This is a genomic window from Nonomuraea maheshkhaliensis, assembly GCF_039529435.1.
GTDB classification, from domain to species: Bacteria; Actinomycetota; Actinomycetes; order Streptosporangiales; family Streptosporangiaceae; genus Nonomuraea; species Nonomuraea maheshkhaliensis.
The window spans coordinates 1-17531 of record NZ_BAAAMU010000096.1 but is presented as its reverse complement, the minus strand read 5'-3'; the positions used below and the strand labels follow the sequence as shown (position 1 = coordinate 17531).

Annotated in this window: 19 protein-coding genes; 8 read left to right on the top strand and 11 right to left on the bottom strand. The window is 70.6% G+C overall.

Annotation, left to right across the window (positions count from 1 at the left end):
- A partial coding sequence (locus tag ABFX54_RS41490) for a hypothetical protein (RefSeq protein ID WP_346112363.1) occupies window positions 1–1172 on the top strand: 1172 nt, incomplete at its 5' end.
- A 76-nt stretch (window positions 1173–1248) separates the two neighbouring features.
- Window positions 1249–2256 (top strand): MerR family transcriptional regulator, encoded by a 1008-nt coding sequence (locus tag ABFX54_RS41485; RefSeq protein ID WP_346112362.1) that lies wholly within the window; start codon window positions 1249–1251, stop codon window positions 2254–2256.
- 11 nt (window positions 2257–2267) lie between these two features.
- Here the strand turns inward: ABFX54_RS41485 and ABFX54_RS41480 are convergent, their stop codons facing one another.
- The 3 genes from ABFX54_RS41480 to ABFX54_RS41470 all read right to left on the bottom strand — a co-directional run bounded on the left by ABFX54_RS41480 (window position 2268) and on the right by ABFX54_RS41470 (window position 4295).
- Window positions 2268–2789: a GyrI-like domain-containing protein gene (locus tag ABFX54_RS41480; protein WP_346112361.1), complete on the bottom strand. Its 522-nt coding sequence runs from the start codon at window positions 2787–2789 to the stop codon at window positions 2268–2270.
- Entirely contained in the window at window positions 2786–3559 is a 774-nt protein-coding gene (locus ABFX54_RS41475) for a MerR family transcriptional regulator (RefSeq protein WP_346112360.1), read from the bottom strand. Before ABFX54_RS41475 ends, ABFX54_RS41480 begins: the two co-directional genes overlap by 4 nt.
- A gap of 88 nt (window positions 3560–3647) precedes the next feature.
- Window positions 3648–4295 (bottom strand): O-methyltransferase, encoded by a 648-nt coding sequence (locus tag ABFX54_RS41470; protein ID WP_346112359.1) that lies wholly within the window; start codon window positions 4293–4295, stop codon window positions 3648–3650.
- Between the two features lie 71 nt (window positions 4296–4366).
- Between ABFX54_RS41470 and ABFX54_RS41465 the strand changes: the two genes are divergently transcribed.
- The 3 genes from ABFX54_RS41465 to ABFX54_RS41450 all read left to right on the top strand — a co-directional run bounded on the left by ABFX54_RS41465 (window position 4367) and on the right by ABFX54_RS41450 (window position 6026).
- Window positions 4367–4999, top strand: a complete 633-nt coding sequence (locus ABFX54_RS41465; RefSeq protein WP_346112357.1) for a TetR/AcrR family transcriptional regulator — start codon at window positions 4367–4369, stop codon at window positions 4997–4999.
- A gap of 190 nt (window positions 5000–5189) precedes the next feature.
- Window positions 5190–5510 (top strand): alpha/beta hydrolase, encoded by a 321-nt coding sequence (locus ABFX54_RS41455; RefSeq protein ID WP_346112356.1) that lies wholly within the window; start codon window positions 5190–5192, stop codon window positions 5508–5510.
- A 120-nt stretch (window positions 5511–5630) separates the two neighbouring features.
- On the top strand, window positions 5631–6026 hold the full coding sequence (locus ABFX54_RS41450) for a hypothetical protein (RefSeq protein ID WP_346112355.1): 396 nt from the start codon (window positions 5631–5633) through the stop codon (window positions 6024–6026).
- 1 nt (window position 6027) lies between these two features.
- Here the strand turns inward: ABFX54_RS41450 and ABFX54_RS41445 are convergent, their stop codons facing one another.
- Together ABFX54_RS41445 and ABFX54_RS41440 are read right to left on the bottom strand one after the other, a co-directional pair.
- The gene (locus tag ABFX54_RS41445; RefSeq protein ID WP_346112353.1) at window positions 6028–6708 is read right to left on the bottom strand and encodes a response regulator; all 681 of its coding nucleotides are present in this window, start codon (window positions 6706–6708) and stop codon (window positions 6028–6030) included.
- Window positions 6709–6761: 53 nt separating this feature from the next.
- Window positions 6762–8057: a sensor histidine kinase gene (locus ABFX54_RS41440; RefSeq protein ID WP_346112352.1), complete on the bottom strand. Its 1296-nt coding sequence runs from the start codon at window positions 8055–8057 to the stop codon at window positions 6762–6764.
- Between the two features lie 402 nt (window positions 8058–8459).
- Here ABFX54_RS41440 and ABFX54_RS41435 point away from each other — a divergent pair, with 402 nt between their 5' ends.
- Window positions 8460–9029 carry a dihydrofolate reductase family protein gene (locus tag ABFX54_RS41435; RefSeq protein ID WP_346112351.1) on the top strand — a complete coding sequence of 190 codons (570 nt, stop codon included), beginning with the start codon at window positions 8460–8462 and terminating at the stop codon, window positions 9027–9029.
- Window positions 9030–9053: 24 nt separating this feature from the next.
- On the top strand, window positions 9054–10238 hold the full coding sequence (locus tag ABFX54_RS41430; RefSeq protein ID WP_346112350.1) for an acetate/propionate family kinase: 1185 nt from the start codon (window positions 9054–9056) through the stop codon (window positions 10236–10238).
- A gap of 55 nt (window positions 10239–10293) precedes the next feature.
- On the opposite strand, the gene ABFX54_RS41425 is transcribed toward ABFX54_RS41430, so the two are convergent.
- The 3 genes from ABFX54_RS41425 to pta form a co-directional block, all read right to left on the bottom strand.
- Window positions 10294–10518 (bottom strand): hypothetical protein, encoded by a 225-nt coding sequence (locus ABFX54_RS41425; RefSeq protein WP_346112348.1) that lies wholly within the window; start codon window positions 10516–10518, stop codon window positions 10294–10296.
- Window positions 10519–10624: 106 nt separating this feature from the next.
- On the bottom strand, window positions 10625–11050 hold the full coding sequence (locus tag ABFX54_RS41420) for a cytochrome P450 family protein (protein ID WP_346112347.1): 426 nt from the start codon (window positions 11048–11050) through the stop codon (window positions 10625–10627).
- 600 nt (window positions 11051–11650) lie between these two features.
- Window positions 11651–13705 carry a phosphate acetyltransferase gene (gene pta, locus ABFX54_RS41415; RefSeq protein WP_346112346.1) on the bottom strand — a complete coding sequence of 685 codons (2055 nt, stop codon included), beginning with the start codon at window positions 13703–13705 and terminating at the stop codon, window positions 11651–11653.
- A gap of 284 nt (window positions 13706–13989) precedes the next feature.
- On the opposite strand from pta, the gene ABFX54_RS41410 reads away from it, so the two are divergent.
- Complete coding sequence (locus ABFX54_RS41410) at window positions 13990–15852, top strand: adenylyl cyclase (protein ID WP_346112345.1); 1863 nt, start codon at window positions 13990–13992, stop codon at window positions 15850–15852.
- Between the two features lie 131 nt (window positions 15853–15983).
- Here ABFX54_RS41410 and ABFX54_RS41405 read toward each other — a convergent pair whose 3' ends face one another.
- From ABFX54_RS41405 to ABFX54_RS41395, 3 genes are all read right to left on the bottom strand, one after another.
- Window positions 15984–16292 carry a DUF6355 family natural product biosynthesis protein gene (locus ABFX54_RS41405; protein WP_346112344.1) on the bottom strand — a complete coding sequence of 103 codons (309 nt, stop codon included), beginning with the start codon at window positions 16290–16292 and terminating at the stop codon, window positions 15984–15986.
- A 267-nt stretch (window positions 16293–16559) separates the two neighbouring features.
- The gene (locus tag ABFX54_RS41400) at window positions 16560–16886 is read right to left on the bottom strand and encodes a hypothetical protein (RefSeq protein ID WP_346112343.1); all 327 of its coding nucleotides are present in this window, start codon (window positions 16884–16886) and stop codon (window positions 16560–16562) included.
- Window positions 16883–17531, bottom strand: a 649-nt coding sequence (locus ABFX54_RS41395; protein WP_346112342.1) for a CHRD domain-containing protein, incomplete at its 5' end; no start/stop codon positions are given. The genes ABFX54_RS41395 and ABFX54_RS41400, both read right to left, overlap by 4 nt.

The window sequence follows — 17531 nt, the reverse complement described above, 5'->3', positions numbered from 1 at the left end:
ACGCCCTGCGCCGGGAGTCCCTGCGGGCGGCGCCCGCCGCCGGGATCGACGTCTGGGTGCTGGTGTACTCGCCGAGCCAGGCGGTCTGCTGCGTCTCCCGGCCGTACAAGCACGACTACGTGACCTGGGCCCGCGAGATCGCCACCGCCTCCAAGAGCCATCCGAACCTGACCGGCTGGACCGTGGACGACTACGGCTACGATCTCAGGACGTTCACGCCGGCGTACGTCAAGCAGATGACCGCGGCCGCCAAGGCGATCAACCGGTCGCTGAAGTTCGTCCCCACCGTCTACTACGGCCAGTTCACCGACGCGTTCATCGCCGAGCAGATCCCGCTGCTGGACGGGGTCGTCTTCCCCTTCCGGGACGAGCCGCATCGGGACACCTCGTGGACGTGGAGCCTGTCGTACCAGGTCAAGCAGCTCGCGAAGCGGCTTCCCGGCACGGACGTCTATCTGATGCCGTACGCCCACCCGCTGAGCCATGCTGCCCAGAAGCCGACGGTCGCCTATGTCGAGGCCGTCACCAGGAAGTCCCTGGAACACGTCCGCGCCGGGGAACTCGCCGGGGTCGTGCAGTACAAGCTTCCCTTCCTCGCCGCCGACGCCGGCTGGACGCGTCCCGCGACCGACAACCTGGCCCGCACCGGCGACGGGCGGCTGAGCTTCGTCGTCCAGACGAAGACCGCCACCGAGGCGGGCATGTCGTGCGGCGCGAGCCGGCAGGTCAAGCTGACGTCCGGCGCGGCCAAGCGGAGCGTGAGCTTCTGGCACCGGGACGGCCGGGACACCGGGCACCCCGCCGGGTACCACGTCAAGCAGCTGCTGCTCAACGGCCGGGTGATGTGGCAGCGGGACGTCACCGCCGACGGCACCGCCTGGCAGCAGGTCACGGTCGACCTGACGGCCGCACTCGCCGGGGCGACGAGCGCGACGGTGGAGTGGCGGCTGTACGAGCGCAAGGGCGTGAGCGACTACTTCGTCGACGCCGGTGTGGACGACATCGTGGCCACGGGCCTGCAGCTGAGCGATCCCGGCGTGGAGAACGCCGCCGCCTGGACCGCGGGCCTGGTCAGGAAGGGCGGTCCGGTCTACTGTTCCGCCCAGGTGTACCACCGGGACTACGGCGCCGAGCTCGGCGCGCGGCTCGCCGGGCTGTACGCCGCCGCGTAGCCGTACGGGATCCCCGCCCGCATCGGGACGCGAGCGGCTTGCGTCTCAAGTGGCTTGAGGTACCACAGTGGCTTCCATGAGCGATCATGAGCTTTACCCCATCGGCGACGCCGCCCGCCGCAGCGGACTGAGCGTGAGCGCCGTCCGGTTCTACGCCGACGCCGGCCTCATCGAGCCCACCGGGCTGAACGACGCCGGCCACCGGATGTACGACATCCACGCCATCGCCCGGCTGGAGCTCGTCCGCACGCTGCGTGAGCTGGACACCGACCTGGCCGAGATCCGCCGCCTGCTCGACGGCGGCACGACGCTGCACGATCTGCTCACGACGCACCTGGGGATCGTCGAGCGCCAGGAGCGCACCCTGCGGGCCAGGCGGGCGGTGCTCAGGACGCTGATCAAGCAGGGCGGCACGACCGCTCAGGCCGATCTGATGCACAAGCTCGTCTCGATGACGGACGAGGAACGCGAGCAGACCATCGACGACTTCTGGAACGAGGTCGGCGCGAATCTCGACGTCCCCGACGGCTTCGTGGACCGGTTGCGGGCGATGCGCCCCGTCCTGCCGGCGGACCCGACGGCCGCCCAGCTCGAAGCCTGGATCGAGCTGGCCGACCTGGTGTCGGACCCGGCGTTCCGCGACGCGGTCCGCGACTACCTGCGCGACACGTACGCGGCGCCGGAGGCCAGGACCCTGGCGACCGAGCCGTTCCAGGAGTTCATGCACGGGAGCGGGGCCGCGCTCATGGAGGAGCTGCTCGCGGCACACCGTGCGGGCGAGTCGCCGCGCTCTCCCCGCGTGCGGCGGGCGGTCAGCCGCTTCATGGAGGCGGTCACCGCGCTGTCCGGTACGCCGCTCACGGCCGAGGTCCGCGACCGGATGGCCGACGGCTACCGGCAGATCCCCGACGTTCTCCACCGGATGGACGAGGAGGACGCCACCGCCGGCGGCTCCGCCTACGGCGACACCCACGGCCGCTATCTGGCCCTGGTGGCGGCGATCAACGGGTCCACCGGACCGGACCACGACCCCATCCCCTACGTCTGGATCGCCGACGCCATGCAAGCCATGCGGCTGGTGTAGACCCCATGGGGTCAGCCGGTGGGACGGGTCACCGGCTGTCTCAGGATCGTCCTTGGCTCGGGGTCGGTGAACGCGGTCAGGTAGATCTCGTGGTGCGGGCCGTTGCGCGCCAGGCCGTGCTCGGCCATGAACGCGTCCATCACGTCGAGCGACGCCTTCTCCTCGCTGTAGGGGCCCTCGTGCAGCAGTTCGACGCACTCGCCCTCGGTGAAGGTGACCACCTGGACGCGGTCCACGGCCGCGCCGGACGCGCGTGCCCGTTCACGCGCCGCCTCGGCCGCCCCCGGATCGGGCATGCCGGGCAGAGGCAGCAGCAGGTGCCAGCGCCACTGGTCGCGTGGCACCTCCAGCGGCGGCCGGGAGGTGTCCTCCACCCACCACCGGCCCTCCAGCGGGCCCTCGGAGCCGCCCATGGCGACGGCCACGGCGTGCAGGGCGCCGATGGCGGAGACGTGCTCGGCGCCGCCGGGCTCGCCCATGCCGGTCACGTTCAGGCAGGTGACGGGGCCGCAGTGGACCACGCGCGGGATCATCGTTCCTCCAGGGGAATCATCAGGTGGGTGATCAGCCGGTCGGGCGGGGTGGTGGCCGGGTCGGACACGTACACCTCGCGGATCGGGCCGCGGACCGGGCACAGCCGCTCGGCGCACCACGACAGCAGCGCGTGCGCGGTCAGCCCGACCTGGTCGTACGGGCCGACGTGGGTGGCGCGGGCGAACCGGCCGCCCGGCAGCACGTCGAGCTCGGCCCCCGCCACCGGCTCCTCGGTGACCAGCGCGAGGGTGACGGTGACGGGCTCGCCGAAGTCGAGCGGGAACAGGCCGATGAGCTCGGGAACGGCCACGTTCGCGGCGGCCAGCACCTCGGCGGTGGCCGCCGAGGTGGCCCGGCCGATGTCGGACGGGTCCGCCGCCGTCGCGGTGACCACCGCCACCCGCCGCGCCGGCTCGGTGACCACCGTGACGGGAGCCGACGGCAGCCCCTCCGCCATCACCCGCTCCAGGGCGGCCAGCGTCGATCGGCGCCTGGCCAGCTCGGCCTCCAGCCGCTCGTGCACCCCTTCCAGCACGCCCGAGCTGCCCGACAGCACCTCCGCGATGACGGCGAGCGGGACGTCGAGCGAGCGCAGCAGCCCGATCGACAGCGCGTCGCGCGCCTGCTGGGGCCGGTAGTAGCGGTAGCCGGTGTGCTCGTCCACGTACGCGGGCACCAGCAGCCCGAGCTCGGCGTAGTGCCGCAACTGTTTGACGCTCAGCCGGCCGAGCCTGGCGAACTGCCCGATCGGCAGCAGGTCCTCGTCCATGCCCCAAGCATGGCGTCTCCCCACGTGGGAGAGTCCACCCGTCCCGTCTCAGTCGTCCAGGGTTGTGTCGGGGTGGCGTTCGAGCGCGTCAGGCCCGGCAGCTGATCTCCATGCCGTCCTCCACGGGGAACTCGACGGTGACGTATCCGTTCGCCGGGTCGCGGACGTAGTCGAGATAGCCGGCCATGCTCGCGAAGCTGCTGTCGTCGGCGGCGACGAGGGCGCCGGGTGCGAGGCGGTCTTCGAGCAGCCGCAGCACCGGCAGGCACAGGTCCTTCCAGCCGTCGAGCAGCAGCAAGCCGATGGGGCCTGGAACGCCGGCCAGAGTTTCGAGCGCGTCGCCCTCCAGGACCGTCACGTGCCCGGCCACGCCGGCCTGCTCCAGGTTCTGCCGCGCGGCCTCGACCTTGACCTGGCTGAGCTCTGTCGTCCACACGTGGCCTGCGCCGTTGTCGGCGACCGCGGCGGCCAGGTGGATGGTGGAGATGCCGTACGAGGTGCCGAACTCGACGATCGTCTCCGGGCGGCCGTGGCGTGCGAGCGCGTAGAGCAGCCGGCCGGCCGACCTGGAGATCGGCATGTACTCTCCCGCCAGCGCGTCGGCGCGCTGGCGGGCCGACGCCTCGGCGATGGGGATGTCCAGCGGCCACGGCGCGGGATCGGCCTCCTCCCGGTCGGCGGCGGCGAAGAGCCGGTCGAGCACGGCGGCGGTCCGCGGTGTCGTGAGTGCGTTCATGCCCGCTACCGTAGACGCACCGTTGCGTCTAGGCAAGATGGTAGGCTCAGGCGATCGACGGAAGGGAACCGATGGGTGCCGACGCCGGCGGCAGCACGAACAGAAGCCGCGCCACCACCGCCAAGCACCGCGGCAACCGGCACGGCCGCAGCGAAGAGGCCCGCCAGAGCGTGCTGGAAGCGGCCGACGGCCTGCTCGTGGAGGTCGGATACACCCGGCTGACCATCGAGGGGATCGCCGAGCGCGCGGGCGTGGCCAAGCAGACGATCTACCGCTGGTGGCCGTCGAAGAACGACATCCTCATGGACGCCTTCGTCCAGGACGCCGCCGAAGCCCTAGTCCCGTCCGACACCGCGGACCTGCGGCGGGACCTGCGCACCCACGCCCGCAAGGTCGCCCACTTCCTGACTGCGTCCGACGCCGGCGCGGTCTTCCGGGCGCTCACCGCGCAGGCCCAGCACGACCCCGCGCTCGCCGCCCGGCTGCGCTTCGAGCACCTCGGGAAGCAGCGCGGGTACGACCGGCTCCCGTTCGAACGGGCGATCGCCCGGGGCGCGCTCGATCCCGGGGCCGACATCGATCTCGCCGTCGATCAGATCATGGGGCCGGTCTACTACCGCGTCCTGGTCACGAGGCAGGACGTGCCGGAGGAGTTCACCGACACGCTGGTCGACGCCGTGCTCGACCGGCTCGGCGGCGCCTGAGCCCTGCGCGGCTACTTCGGCGGGGCGGGCGCGGCCTGGAGGTAGGCCAGGACCGCCATGACGCGCCGGTTGTGGTCGTCGGACGGAGGCAGGCCGAGCTTGGCGAAGATGTTGTTCGTGTGCTTGCCGATCGCCTTGTCGGTGACCTGGAAGCGGGCCGCGATGGGCCAGGTTGGACATGCCCTCGGCCGTGAGCGTGAGATGGCCGGCTCCCGCCACCGACCCGCCCGGGCCGCTGCCCGCCGGGAAACCGCCACCGTACCTGGGCGTCGGCTCCTGGACGGACTTCGGCCAGCCGGCGGACATCGTACGGCGGGTGCCCGGCTCGGCCGCGATCCCGTACCTCTCGACCGGCCACGGCCTCTACAACTCCGGCATTCCCTGCATCATCGCCCACGTCAACCGCTACCTGATCAGCCTGCGCCTGCCCGCTCCCGGCGCCGTCTGCCGCCCGGCCACCCGACGACCGGAACCGAGGCGAATCCGCGATACCAGGATGAAGCCGCGATGAGGCCCCGGCGTGGTGACATGAGGACCGGCGGGGCCGGCGTGCTGCGGAAGTCAGCCGGCCCCGGCCGAAGCCACGGCGGTGGCGACGAGCCACCCGGCGTCCGACGGGAAGGCGGACAGGATGCGATCACCACGCAAGCTGCCGGCACTGGCCACGGCGGCGATCACCGTGATGTCGATGGGCGCTCCCGCGGCGGCTCAGCTTGAGCCCATCAGCTACATCTACAACAAGCCCGGCAACCAGATCGGGATCGGGGTGTACCAGAACCGCGGGCAACGGCCATGGACGGACATCCTCCCAGCCGGCGGGCGCACGGACTCCCATCTCGGCTGGCAGAAGGCGGGCGGTTTCTACATCGGCCCCGGTTACTGCGCCGATCCGTACTACTACTCCGAAGGGCAGTGGATGCCGTACGGCGTGACCGTGCGTGGCCCCGACTACTTCGACATCTACGATTTCGTCGGCGGAGAGCGGACCTCACGGAACGAGATCAGGAGCCTGCGGCGCGGCTGCTGAGTCACCCCAGCCCCGCGTCGTGCACGATGAGGGCCAGCTGAACGCGGTTGTCCAGGCCCGCCTTGGTGAGAATGCGGGAGATGTAGCCCTTCACGGTGCCCACGCTCATGTGCAGGTCACCCGCGATCACCGCGTTCGGCTTCCCCTGGCCGACGGCCAGCGCCACCTCGCGCTCCCGCTCGCTCAGCCGCTCCAGCACCTTGCGGGCGTCGCCACGCCGCCGGTCCTCCTCCTCGGGCATGAGGTGGGCGATCAGCCTGCGCGTGACGCTCGGCGACAGGATCGGCTCGCCCGCCACGACCTTCCGTACGGCGTCCACGATGCCCTCCGGCGGGGTGTCCTTGAGCAGGAACCCGCTCGCCCCCGACCGGAGTGCCTTGAACACCAGCTCGTCGGCGTCGAACGTGGTGAGCACCACCACCTCGGGCGCCCCCGCCCGCGCCCGCAGCCGCCGGGTCGCCTCGATGCCGTCGAGGCCGTTCATCCGGATGTCCATGAGCACCACGTCCGGCTTGTGCTCGGCCACGGCGCCCTCCACCTCACCGCCGTCGGCCACCGCGCCGACGACGTGCAGGTCGGGGGCGCCTTTGAGCATCAGCGTCAGACCGGCGCGCACGAGGGCGTCGTCGTCGACGATCAGCACCCGGATCGGCGCCCTCGGATCGGCTCCCACCCGGATCATGCTAACCCTCACCACATCCCGGCCCCAGCCGCCCTCTCACCACGGCCAGACCTTCATCGCGGCCACGGCAGCCGGGCCGCCAGCCGGAATTCGCCATCCGCCGTCTCGCCGCACTCCAGCCGACCACCCGCCAGCGTCGCCCGCTCGGCCAACCCGACCAGCCCCGTCCCGCTCCCACTCCCCGCCAGCCCGGCCGACCCCGCCCCCGTCGGCTCCGTCTTCACCGATCCCGACCCGGCACCACCGTCCGCCGACGCGCCCGACCCCACCGGCTCCGTCCCCACCGCTTCCCGCCCGCCTCCCGCGACGACGGCCGGTCCGCTGGGCAGCGGGTTGCGTACCTCGACCACCAGCTCCTCCGCTCCCGCATCAGCCACGACCACCGTCACGGGCCGACCGGGCGCGTGCTTGCGCGCGTTCGTGAGTCCTTCCTGCACGATCCGGTACGCGGCCCGCCCCACGACGTCCGGCGCCTCGGACAGGCGTACCCCATGATGATGCAGCTCGACCCGCATCCCGGCCCGCCGCGACTCCTCCACCAGCGCCCCGAGATCCATCCCCTGGTCCATCGGCGCCCCGCTGTCCGGCGAGGACCCCGGATCGCGCAGGACCGAGATGACGGCCCGCAACTCCTCCAGCGCCTGCCGCGCGCTCGACCGGATCACCCCGGCCGTCTCCGCGACCTCCCCCGCCGTCGCGTCCGCGTTGAACTCCAGCGCTCCCGCGTGCACCGCCAGCAGCGACAGCCGGTGGGCGAGCACGTCGTGCATCTCCCTGGCGATCCCGAGCCGTTCGGCACGGCGCGCCTCCTCGGCGCGCAGCCGCTGCTCGGCCTCGGCCCGGCGCGCCCGCTCCGCCAGCGACTGCACCAGTTCCCTGCGCGTACGCGCGAGCATCCCCCACGCGGTCACCGCCGTCCCGAACAGCACCCCGACCAGCGCCCACACCGGGTACGGCGCGAGCCCGGGCGGCCGCAACGCGAACCTGACCAGCGTCGCCACCACCCCCGCGGCCCCCACCGCGACAGCCACTCGCGGCCGCCGGTACAGGGCGGCGAGCAGCGCGGCGATCCCGGCCGCCACGGACGCGGACGCGTCGGCCACCGACACGCCGATCACCGCCAGCCCCACCGCCACAGGCCACCGCCGGCACCACCACACCCCCGCGCAGGCCACCACCCCACCCACCAGGTCGACCACCAGCTGCCGGCCCGGACCACCCGCCAGATCCCCCAGGACCACCGCCACCGCCCCGGCGAGCGCCGGCACGAACCCGGCCAGGCCCACGACCCACTCGGGCCGCGGCCGCACCCCGACGATCGGCCCTTCATCCGCGCTGGTCAGCAACACAACCGCCGATCGTAGCCCGCACCCCGAGTCCCGCGTAAGCAACCAAGGTCACCCATGGACCACCACCAAAGCCATCCAATGTATTCGGGCAGGCAACCGAAGGCTGCCCCGGTCCGGACGTCCGCCGGCAGAGACCAAGCCCCTGACACCCGGCACGCTGGCTCGATCGGCGCGCCCACCTCCCGCACAGGACGGACGCCCTCGGCGCTCACCACCCTGGACACACCACCGGCAGACCGAAGGCCGGCGACCGACGCGCCGCACTCGCCCACCGACCTGGCACCCGCGCAGACGTCACCGCCTGAAATTTCCTGAAAAACCATGCGCGGGATGTACAGAACGCCACCACCGCACCGACCAACCTCCGAACAGACCAAGAGAACCCGAACCAGGAGCAGGAACATGCGTAAGATCATTTACTGGGTGCACACCTCGATCGACGGCCACATCGACGGGGCGAACGGTGAGTTCGACTGGCCCGTAATGGGCGACGAGCTGTCGGCCTACTCCGAGACGTTGAGCGCCCGTTCCGACACCTTCCTGTACGGCCGCGGCGTCTGGGAGGGCATGGTGTCCTTCTGGCCGGAGGCCGAGTCGATGTCGGATCACCCACACGTGCTGACGTTCGCCCCGCTCTGGCGCAGTACGCCGAAGATCGTCTTCTCCCGGACGCTGAAGCGGGCCGACTGGGCCGAGCGCGTCATCGGCGACGACCTCGCCGAGCAGGTCGCCGAGCTGAAGCGGCAGGACGGCAAGGACCTGCTGCTGACCGGCGGCTCCGCCCTGGCCACCGCGCTCACCGGCCACGGCCTGATCGACGAGTACCACATCGCGGTGCACCCGCTCGTGCTGGGCGGCGGCCGGCCGCTGTTCTTCCCCCGTGACGAGCGTCTGGGCCTGCGGCTGGTGGAGTCGCGTACCTGCGACGGCCAGGTGGTGGTCATGCGGTACGACCGCGACGCAGGCCAATGAGCTCGGCCCAATAAGCTCGGCGGCATGGACTCCCCCATCCTCGTCCTCAACACGGGCTCCTCCTCCGTCAAGTACGAGCTCGTGGACCCAGTCGCCCGCGTCCGCTCGGCCAAGGGCCTGATCGAACGCATCGGCCAGGACCGGGGACGGCTCACGCACCGCCATGGGGACGACCCCCCGTACGTCCGCGACCGTCCCTTCCCCGGCCACGGCGAGGCGCTGGACGCGATGATGGAGGCGTTCGCGGCAGCAGGACCCGACTTGGCCCCGGTCGCGGTCGGGCATCGGGTGGTGCACGGCGGCGACCGCTTCACGAGCGCCGCGCTCATCGACGACGACGTCATCGCCGCCATCGAGGAGCTGTCACCACTCGCTCCCCTGCACAACCCGGTCAACCTGACCGGGATCCGGCTCGCCCGCAAGGTCTTCCCGGACGTGCCGCAGGTGGCCGTGTTCGACACGGCGTTCCATCTCACGCTGCCGCCCGAGGCGTACACATACGCGGTGCCGCGCGACTGGCGCGAACGGCTCGGCGTGCGCCGCTTCGGCTTCCACGGCACCTCGTACGCGTACGTCTCCCGCCGCGCCGCCGCCCTCCTCGGCCGCGACCTGGCCGGCCTCAACCTGATCGTGCTCCACCTCGGCAACGGCGCCAGCGCCACCGCCATCTCCGCCGGCCGCAGCGTCGACACCTCCATGGGCCTCACCCCACTGGAGGGGCTCGTCATGGGCACCCGCTCAGGCGACGTCGACCCCGCCCTGGGCGGCTACCTCGCCCGCGTGAACGGCATGGACGCGCAGGAGGTGGAACACGCGCTCACCCACGAGAGCGGCCTGCTCGCACTGGCCGGCTCCAGCGACATGCGCACGGTACGCGCCCGCGACGACGACGAATCCCGGCTCGCCCTCGACATCTACACCCGCCGCATCCGCAAGTACGTCGGCGCCTACTACGCCCTCCTCGGCCGGGTGGACGCGATCGTCTTCACCGGCGGCGTAGGCGAACACGACCCCGCCACCCGCGCCGCGGCCCTCTCGGGCCTCGACCGCCTCGGCATCACCGTGGACGCCACGCGCAACGAGCCGGAGCAGCCCGGCGAACGCACGGTGTCCCCATCCGGCGCCGAGGTGACGGTCCTGGTCATCCCCACCGACGAGGAACAGGAGATCGCCAACCAGACCCTGGCCCTGGTATCCGAGACGTGCTGATGAGGGTGCAGAAAGCGTCGCGCGGTGTGATGGCGCCTATATGGTGCGGGAGCTGTCAGGCCCGCGATCGCTGCAAAATCTTGTTGTAGAGGCTGAGGTCGAGATCAGCCCTTCTTCTGATGTTCTGAAGGATGTTCCTCGTCATTCTTTTCCGGTCATCGTTATGGGTGACCTGCTGCAGGCATGTGGCAAGAATGGTCACAAGATCATGGGTAGACATCTTATCCGAGTCCTCCTCAAGCTGTTTCATGACGAGGTCCCCATAGCGCTCACCGGCCATCTCCTTCCCCTCCGCACCGCGCGTACTGCACGCGGAAAAAGCTCGCAGATAAACCAACCGGCGACATCTGGAGTCCTCATACGGCGTCAAGAGCAGCTCGAGCAGTTCATAGACCGGAACGACCGACCCGATCTCGGACGATACGAAGTTGACGTCGATCGCCTTGTTGATGTTGCGAGCGTATGGAACCAGCGACAGAGATGAGAACGCAAAGAAGCAGAAGGTTTGCGCTGTAGGCCGCGTAGCCAACGGGCACAGTGGCGACCGCCGGCCGATAGGCGTCGTAGGCGAGGCTGGGCTTGACCCGCAGCGATTGAGCGAACAGCTCGTGGAAGTAGACGCGCAGGCTCGCCCGCCGGTCTGCTGAGATGCGATTCTCGATGCCATGCCGGAGAAAGCCGACGATGGAGGCCCGGCCGGTGAGGACGGGGAAGGACAACAGGGCATGTAGAAACGCGTTGTCGCTCGTCGGCCGGGCACGCTTCCCTGCTGCGGCCAGCTCCGCCGCCAGATCCTTGAGCTCTCGAGTCACCAGGCCGGGCGATAAGATATTCCCCGAACGTCGCGTGCAGAAACTCGTAGGCGTTCAGACGCTTGCTGTCCCGTAGGGCCTGTGCCCGGTGAATGAAGAAAAATCCACCTATGACGTTCTCGGCCGGCGTCAGCCTCCGACGGAAGCCATGAGAGTCCCGCTCGGCCGGCTGCGGGTCGAGCAGGCACTTCAGATCATCATCGACGTCTTCTTCGAGCACCCATCGGCGGCCGCGGTTGAACATCGCGAAAGCGGTTACCGAGAGCCGGCGAAGATTCCGCTCCAGCGCGACTTCGAAGCCTGCGATGAGCTGATTCAGCAGCTCGGCCTGCTGGGCCTCCGTGGACCAGGACAACTCCGCCGCGTTGTCGTCGTCGCCAGAACCGTCACCCTGACAGCCGTCGCGCCATATCCGGTGTCCGCCGAATCCGCTGATCAAGCACAACGTCCTTCGCGCGTAACGTCCGTGGTCCGGCGGAGCCGGCCACCACGAGGTCCAAAGCCACGAGGAACTGGTCGTGACCGGGGTCTTCTGCTAGACCCGGCCGCCGAGCGGGGGCCGCGCGGTCTGGGGATATGCACGACCGGCACAGACCCGTGTCAGGTGTCGCCCAGCGGTGCCGGGTCGTCGGTCACCTGGGCGGCCGTGACGGCGACCGTGGTGACGATGTCGGCCACCGTGGCCCCCCGTGACAGGTCGTTGACCGGCTTGCGCAGCCCCTGTAGCACCGGCCCCACGGCGACGGCCCCCGCGCTGCGTTGCACGCCCTTGTACAGGTTGTTGCCGGTGTTCAGGTCGGGCACCACGAAGACGGTCGCGCGGCCGGCGACCTGGCTGCCGGGCATCTTGGTCCTGGCCACGGCGGGGTCGACCGCAGCGTCGTACTGGATCGGGCCCTCCACCTGGAGGTCGGGGCGGAGTTCGCGGACCAGGTCGGTGGCGGCGCGGACCTTGTCGACGTCGGCGCCCGCGCCCGAGGCGCCCGTCGAGTACGAGAGCATGGCGATCCGGGGATCGACGCCGAACCGCGCGGCGGTGCCGGCCGAGGCGATCGCGATGCCGGCGAGCTGCTCGGCGGTCGGGTCGGGGTTGACCGCGCAGTCGCCGTAGACCAGCACCCGATCGGCCAGGCACATGAAGAACACGCTGGAGACCAGTCCCAGGCGCAGGATCTCGAACGCGGGCCTGATCGTGTGCGCGGTGGTGTGCGCCGCGCCCGACACCATGCCGTCGGCCATGCCGGTGTGCACCATCAGGGTGCCGAAGTAGGACACGTCAGTGACGGTGTCGCGAGCCAGCTCGACGGTCATCCCCCGGTGCGCCCTGATCGCGGCGTACTCGCGGGCGAAGCGCTCGCGCAGCTCCGTGTCGAACGGGCTGAGCACACGGGCCGCGTCCAGGTCGAGGCCGAGCTGGGCGGCCCGGGTACGGATGCGGGCCTCGTCACCGAGCAGGGTCAGCTCGGCCACACCGCGCCGCAGCAGGGTGTCGGCCGCGCGCAGGATCCGTGGCTCCTCGCCCTCGGGCAGCACGATGTGCCGACGGCGGGCCCGTGCCCGGTCCAGCAGCTCGTACTCGAACATGAGCGGCGTCACGACGTCGGTCTTGGCGATGTCGAGGCGGTCGAGCAGCAGCGTCCCGTCGACGTGCTCGGCGAAGAGCCGCAGCGCCGTGTCGATCTTGCCGCCGGCCTCGGGCGTGAACCGGCCCTCCACCGTCGACAGGCGGGTGGCGGTGTCGAAGGTGTCGTGGTCGGTCACGATCACCGGCAGCGGGATCACCATGCCGCGCAGCAGCCGGTCGACCGAGGCGGGCAGCTCGCTGCCGCCGGTCAGCAGCACCGCCGAGAGGGCGGGGAAGCCCGCGGTGGTGTGGGCCGCGATCAGCCCTGGCAGCAGCGCGGCGGCCCGGTCGGACGGGATGATCACGGCGGCGCCCTCGGAGAGACGGTCGAGGATGCTGGGCAGCGACATCGCGCCCACCATGAGGGCGCTGGCCTCCCGTCCGAGCCCGTCGCGTTCGCCGAGGAAGAACCGGCCGTCGCAGGCGTCGAGCAGGTCGGTCACCGTCGGCGCGCGCAGGGACGGGGTCTCCGGCAGGACGAACACCGGCGTCGGATGGTCGATCGGCAGCGGCCCCGGCGCGCCGGCCCGGGTGACCACGACCGCGAGCTCGCCGGCGTGGTGGTGCGCCAGCTCCCTGGACGACAGCTCGACCGCGGCGGCGACCTGCGCGGCCGTCCTGTTCCTGCCGCTCACCACGTTGACCACGGGGGTGCCCAGGTCGGCGGCCAGCCTGGCGTTGAAGCCGAACTCCGTCGGGGCCCCCACGTCGGTGTAGTCGGTGCCGACCACCACCACCGCGTCACACCGTCCGGCCAGGGCGCGGAAGCGGGCCACGATGTCGCCGGCGGCCCGTTCGACGTCGGCGTGCACGTCGTCGTAGGTGACGCCCGCGCACGCCTCGTAGGGCAGGGCGAGCTGGAATCTGCTCCGGACGGTGTTGATCAGGGCGTCCTCGCGGCCGGCCCGCACCACCGGCCGGAACACGCCCACCGTCTCCACCTGCCGGGACAGCAGTTCGACCAGTCCGAGGGCCACGGTCCCCTTGTTGCTCTCCGCCTCACCTGCGGCGACGTACACGGCACGCGTCATGCCCCTCATTCTCCGGGACCACGGCCGCGCTCTCGTCAGCGGGCGACGGCGGAAGACACTCTCGTCGGCGGGCGACGGCGGAAGGCAGTGCGTCGGCCGTGGACGGCACATCGGCGCGGTGCGTCTTGTGAGGAGGCCGGTCGGCGCGGTAGAAACGGGCGACCACACTCCTCACCACCCGAGCCGGCCGCACCCGTCTGAGAGAGCGCTCTCTCGGACGGGTGACGCACTGACCTGCCCCTCCGCATCAGTCCCGCTGTTCCAGCCTGTGAAGGACGCACCGCATGACGACGACCCAGCCTTCCCTCGGCAGGCGGCCGCGCATCGGCCTCGTGCTGATGACCGCCGTCCTGACCGCCGCCTTATCGGCGGGTACGAGCCCGGCCACCGCCGCCTCCCCGCCGCCCGCCGTTGCGAACCTCGGCCCGAACGTCACCGTCTTCGACCCCGGCATGCCGGTCGAAGACATCCAGGCCGTCCTCGACGCCGCGCACGCCGCCCAGGTCGACGACGAGATGGGCGTCAACCGCCACGCGTACCTCTTCAAGCCCGGCACGTACGGCACCGCCGAGCAGCCGCTGCAGATCAAGGTCGGCTACTACACGGAGATCGCCGGCCTGGGCGCCTCCCCCACCGACGTCGTCATCAACGGCAAGGTCGAGGTCTACAACCGCTGCCTGGCGGACGGCGGCACCGGCAACTGCCTCGCGCTGGTCAACTTCTGGCGCACCCTGTCCAACCTGTCGATCAACGTCAACGCGGCCGGCCAGGACGGCTGCCGTTCGTCGGCCAACTTCTGGGCCGTCTCACAGGCGGTGTCACTGCGCCGGCTCGACGTCACCGGCGGCACCCTGTCGCTGATGGACTACTGCACCGCGGGCCCGCAGTACGCCAGCGGCGGCTTCATCGCCGACTCCAGGCTGCCCGCCGTCACGAACGGCTCGCAGCAGCAGTGGCTGACCCGCAACAGCGAGGTCGCCGGCTGGTCGAACGGCGTGTGGAACCAGGTCTTCGCGGGCGTCGTCGGCGCGCCGGACGAGGCCGGGTTCCCGAACCCGCCGTACACGACGCTCGACACCACCCCGCTCAGCCGCGAGAAGCCCTTCCTGTACGTGGACGCGCGCGGCAGGTACGGCGTGCGGGTGCCGGCCGCCAGGAGGAACACGCGCGGCATCTCGTGGGCGAACGGCCTGACGCCCGGCCGTACGCTGCCGATCGGCGACTTCTACGTCGCCAAGCCGTCCGACTCGGCGCAGGACATCAACCGGCAGCTCGCCCGCGGCAAGCACCTGCTGCTCACTCCCGGCGTGTACGACATCGCCCGCAGCATCGAGATCAGGCGCCCCGACACGGTCGTCCTCGGGCTCGGCCACGCCACGCTGACCGCCTCCCGCGGCTCGACCCCGATCGACGTCGCGGACGTCCCCGGCGTCGTCATCGCGGGCGTGACCATCGACGCGGGCCCGCGCAAGTCGCCGGTGCTGCTGCGCGTGGGCAGCAGGCACGGGCATCACGGCGGCTCGCCGTCGAACCCGACGACCCTGTCGGACGTGTACTTCCGGGTCGGCGGCCCGCACGCCGGCAGCACGGACGTCGCGCTGGAGGTGAACAGCGACCACGTGCTCATCGACCACACCTGGGTGTGGCGGGGCGATCACGGGGTCGAGGGCTTCACCGACACCCAGCGCTGGAACACCAACCTGGGCCGCAACGGCGCCGTCGTCAACGGTGATCACGTGACCGCGACGGGGCTGTTCGTCGAGCACTTCCAGCAGTACAACACGATCTGGAACGGCGACGACGGGACGACGATCCTCTACCAGAACGAACTGCCGTACGACCCGCCGACGCAGGCCGACTGGATGAACGGCGCCGTCGAGGGCTGGGCCGGCTACAAGGTCGGCGACCGCGTCAAACGGCATCGCCTGTACGGGGCCGGGGTCTACGTGTTCAACCAGAACAACCCGCAGATCCACACGGAGAACGGCTTCGAGGCGCCACGGCGGCCGGGGGTGCGCCTGCACCACATCATGACCGTCAACCTGAGCGCCGGAATCATCGACCACGTCGTCAACGGCGAGGGCGAGGCGGCCGACACCACCAAGATCGGCGCCCCGGTGTACGTCACCGACTACCCGGCGCCCTAGAGCCTGAGCCCAGCGGCGGTGGCTGGGGGACCACGCGTCCCCCAGCCCGAGATGGGCCGTGGTGCGGCCCTACCCCAAAGAGGCGGTCGCAGCCGATCTGCTGCTGGAGCGGATCGCCTGGCGGTGCCCGGTCAGCAGAGTTTGCCCGCGTACCACGCCCCGAGGAAGTCGGGCCACCAGCCGAGGTGATGGTCCCCCGGGCCGACGCACTTCTCGAAGTCTCGGGCTCCGCCGATGTTCCGCCGATCGGCGTAGATGACGACATCGGTCTCGCCGCAGTGGTTGTACCACAGCTCATCGAGATTCCAGTGCTCGCCGCACGGGGCGGCCGATGACGCCGCGCCGGTCGTGGTCGTGTGGGCGCTCGCAGCCGCCGACGGCAGCCCGAGAGTCGCCACTATCGCGGCGCTCGTGAGTAATGCGCGGACAGTCCGCTTCATTCTCGCTCCTTTGGCCGGATTGACTTCCCCGAACTCGGTCACCGCTCGGTTCGGTTCAGGGATGCGCGGAGTCGTCGCTCCCGGAAACGGGAGCAGGTTTCACCCGTGGCCTTTCACTATCCAGATCGCGCTCCTTGCAATGCGCTTTCCGGACGCGGGAAAATGCGGCGACGGTGCAGGCCGGGCGAGGACGGAGAAAGTCGCTGAATACGGCTGGGCCATGCGACCGCGCCGGCCGCATGACCCTGGAGACGGATGTGAGTCGACTTACAAGGCGTGCACCCACGCGTCGGTGATGTGGCAGCCGTTCGCCGCACCGTTGACCGAGGATTCGGGGCCGATCGTCTGATTCTGCGCCTTGTACACGACGGGGCCGTGGATTTCTCTCGTATAGGGCCAGTGCGCCGAGGCGCAGGAAACCCGTACCTGGTAGGAGCCGAATCCGGCGTAGCAGATGGCGCTGCCCACGTTGTTGTCGATGAACGACACGCAGTCCCATACCTCGGCGTGCGCGGGTGCGGCGCCGAGCATGGCTGCGGATGACACGGCCATGGCCATGGAAGCGGCGACCATGGTTTTTCTGAAAAGCTTCATCTCTTCCTTTTCTTGGCACCGAAATCGCGGTACGAGCGATGGTACGGAGAGATGGAGAGCCGGGATATCCGGGAAACGAATGGTCTGCTGCGCAATCCGGACTGGCCGGAGACGACGGACGCCGGCCCGCCGCCCTTGTGGAGCTGGCCGCGGACCGCGCCGTCGGGGAACGCGGCGGTGTGCAGGTTCGCGTACCAGTTCTTCGGGTTCTTCTTGATGCCCTTGAGCAGGCTGCTCTTGACGCGGACCGAGCCGAAGCTGGTGTTGCCGCGGATGGAGCCGTTGGACAGCAGGTCGATGACGACGGGGCCGTTCACGCCCGCCTTGCCCCTGTGGATGTGGAAGGCGGTGGGCCTGCCGGTGTTCTTCCACTGGACGAAGTAGTAGAAGCGGTTGCCGTGAATGCGGAACTTGGCGACCGCCACCCCGTCGCGGTCGTTGACCTTCTTGCCCGGCTCACGTACCTCGTTCCTGCCCAGGAGGCCGGCGGCGAAGTAGTACTTGCGCGCGAAGCCGGCCGACATGGTCGCGCCGGCCGCACTGGCCGGGGCGGCGGTCGTGTGGGTGTGGCCGTGGGCGGGCTGGCTCGCGGCGGAGGCGGGGACGGCGGCCATCGCCAGTGCCGCTCCCGCCGCCACCGCCGCG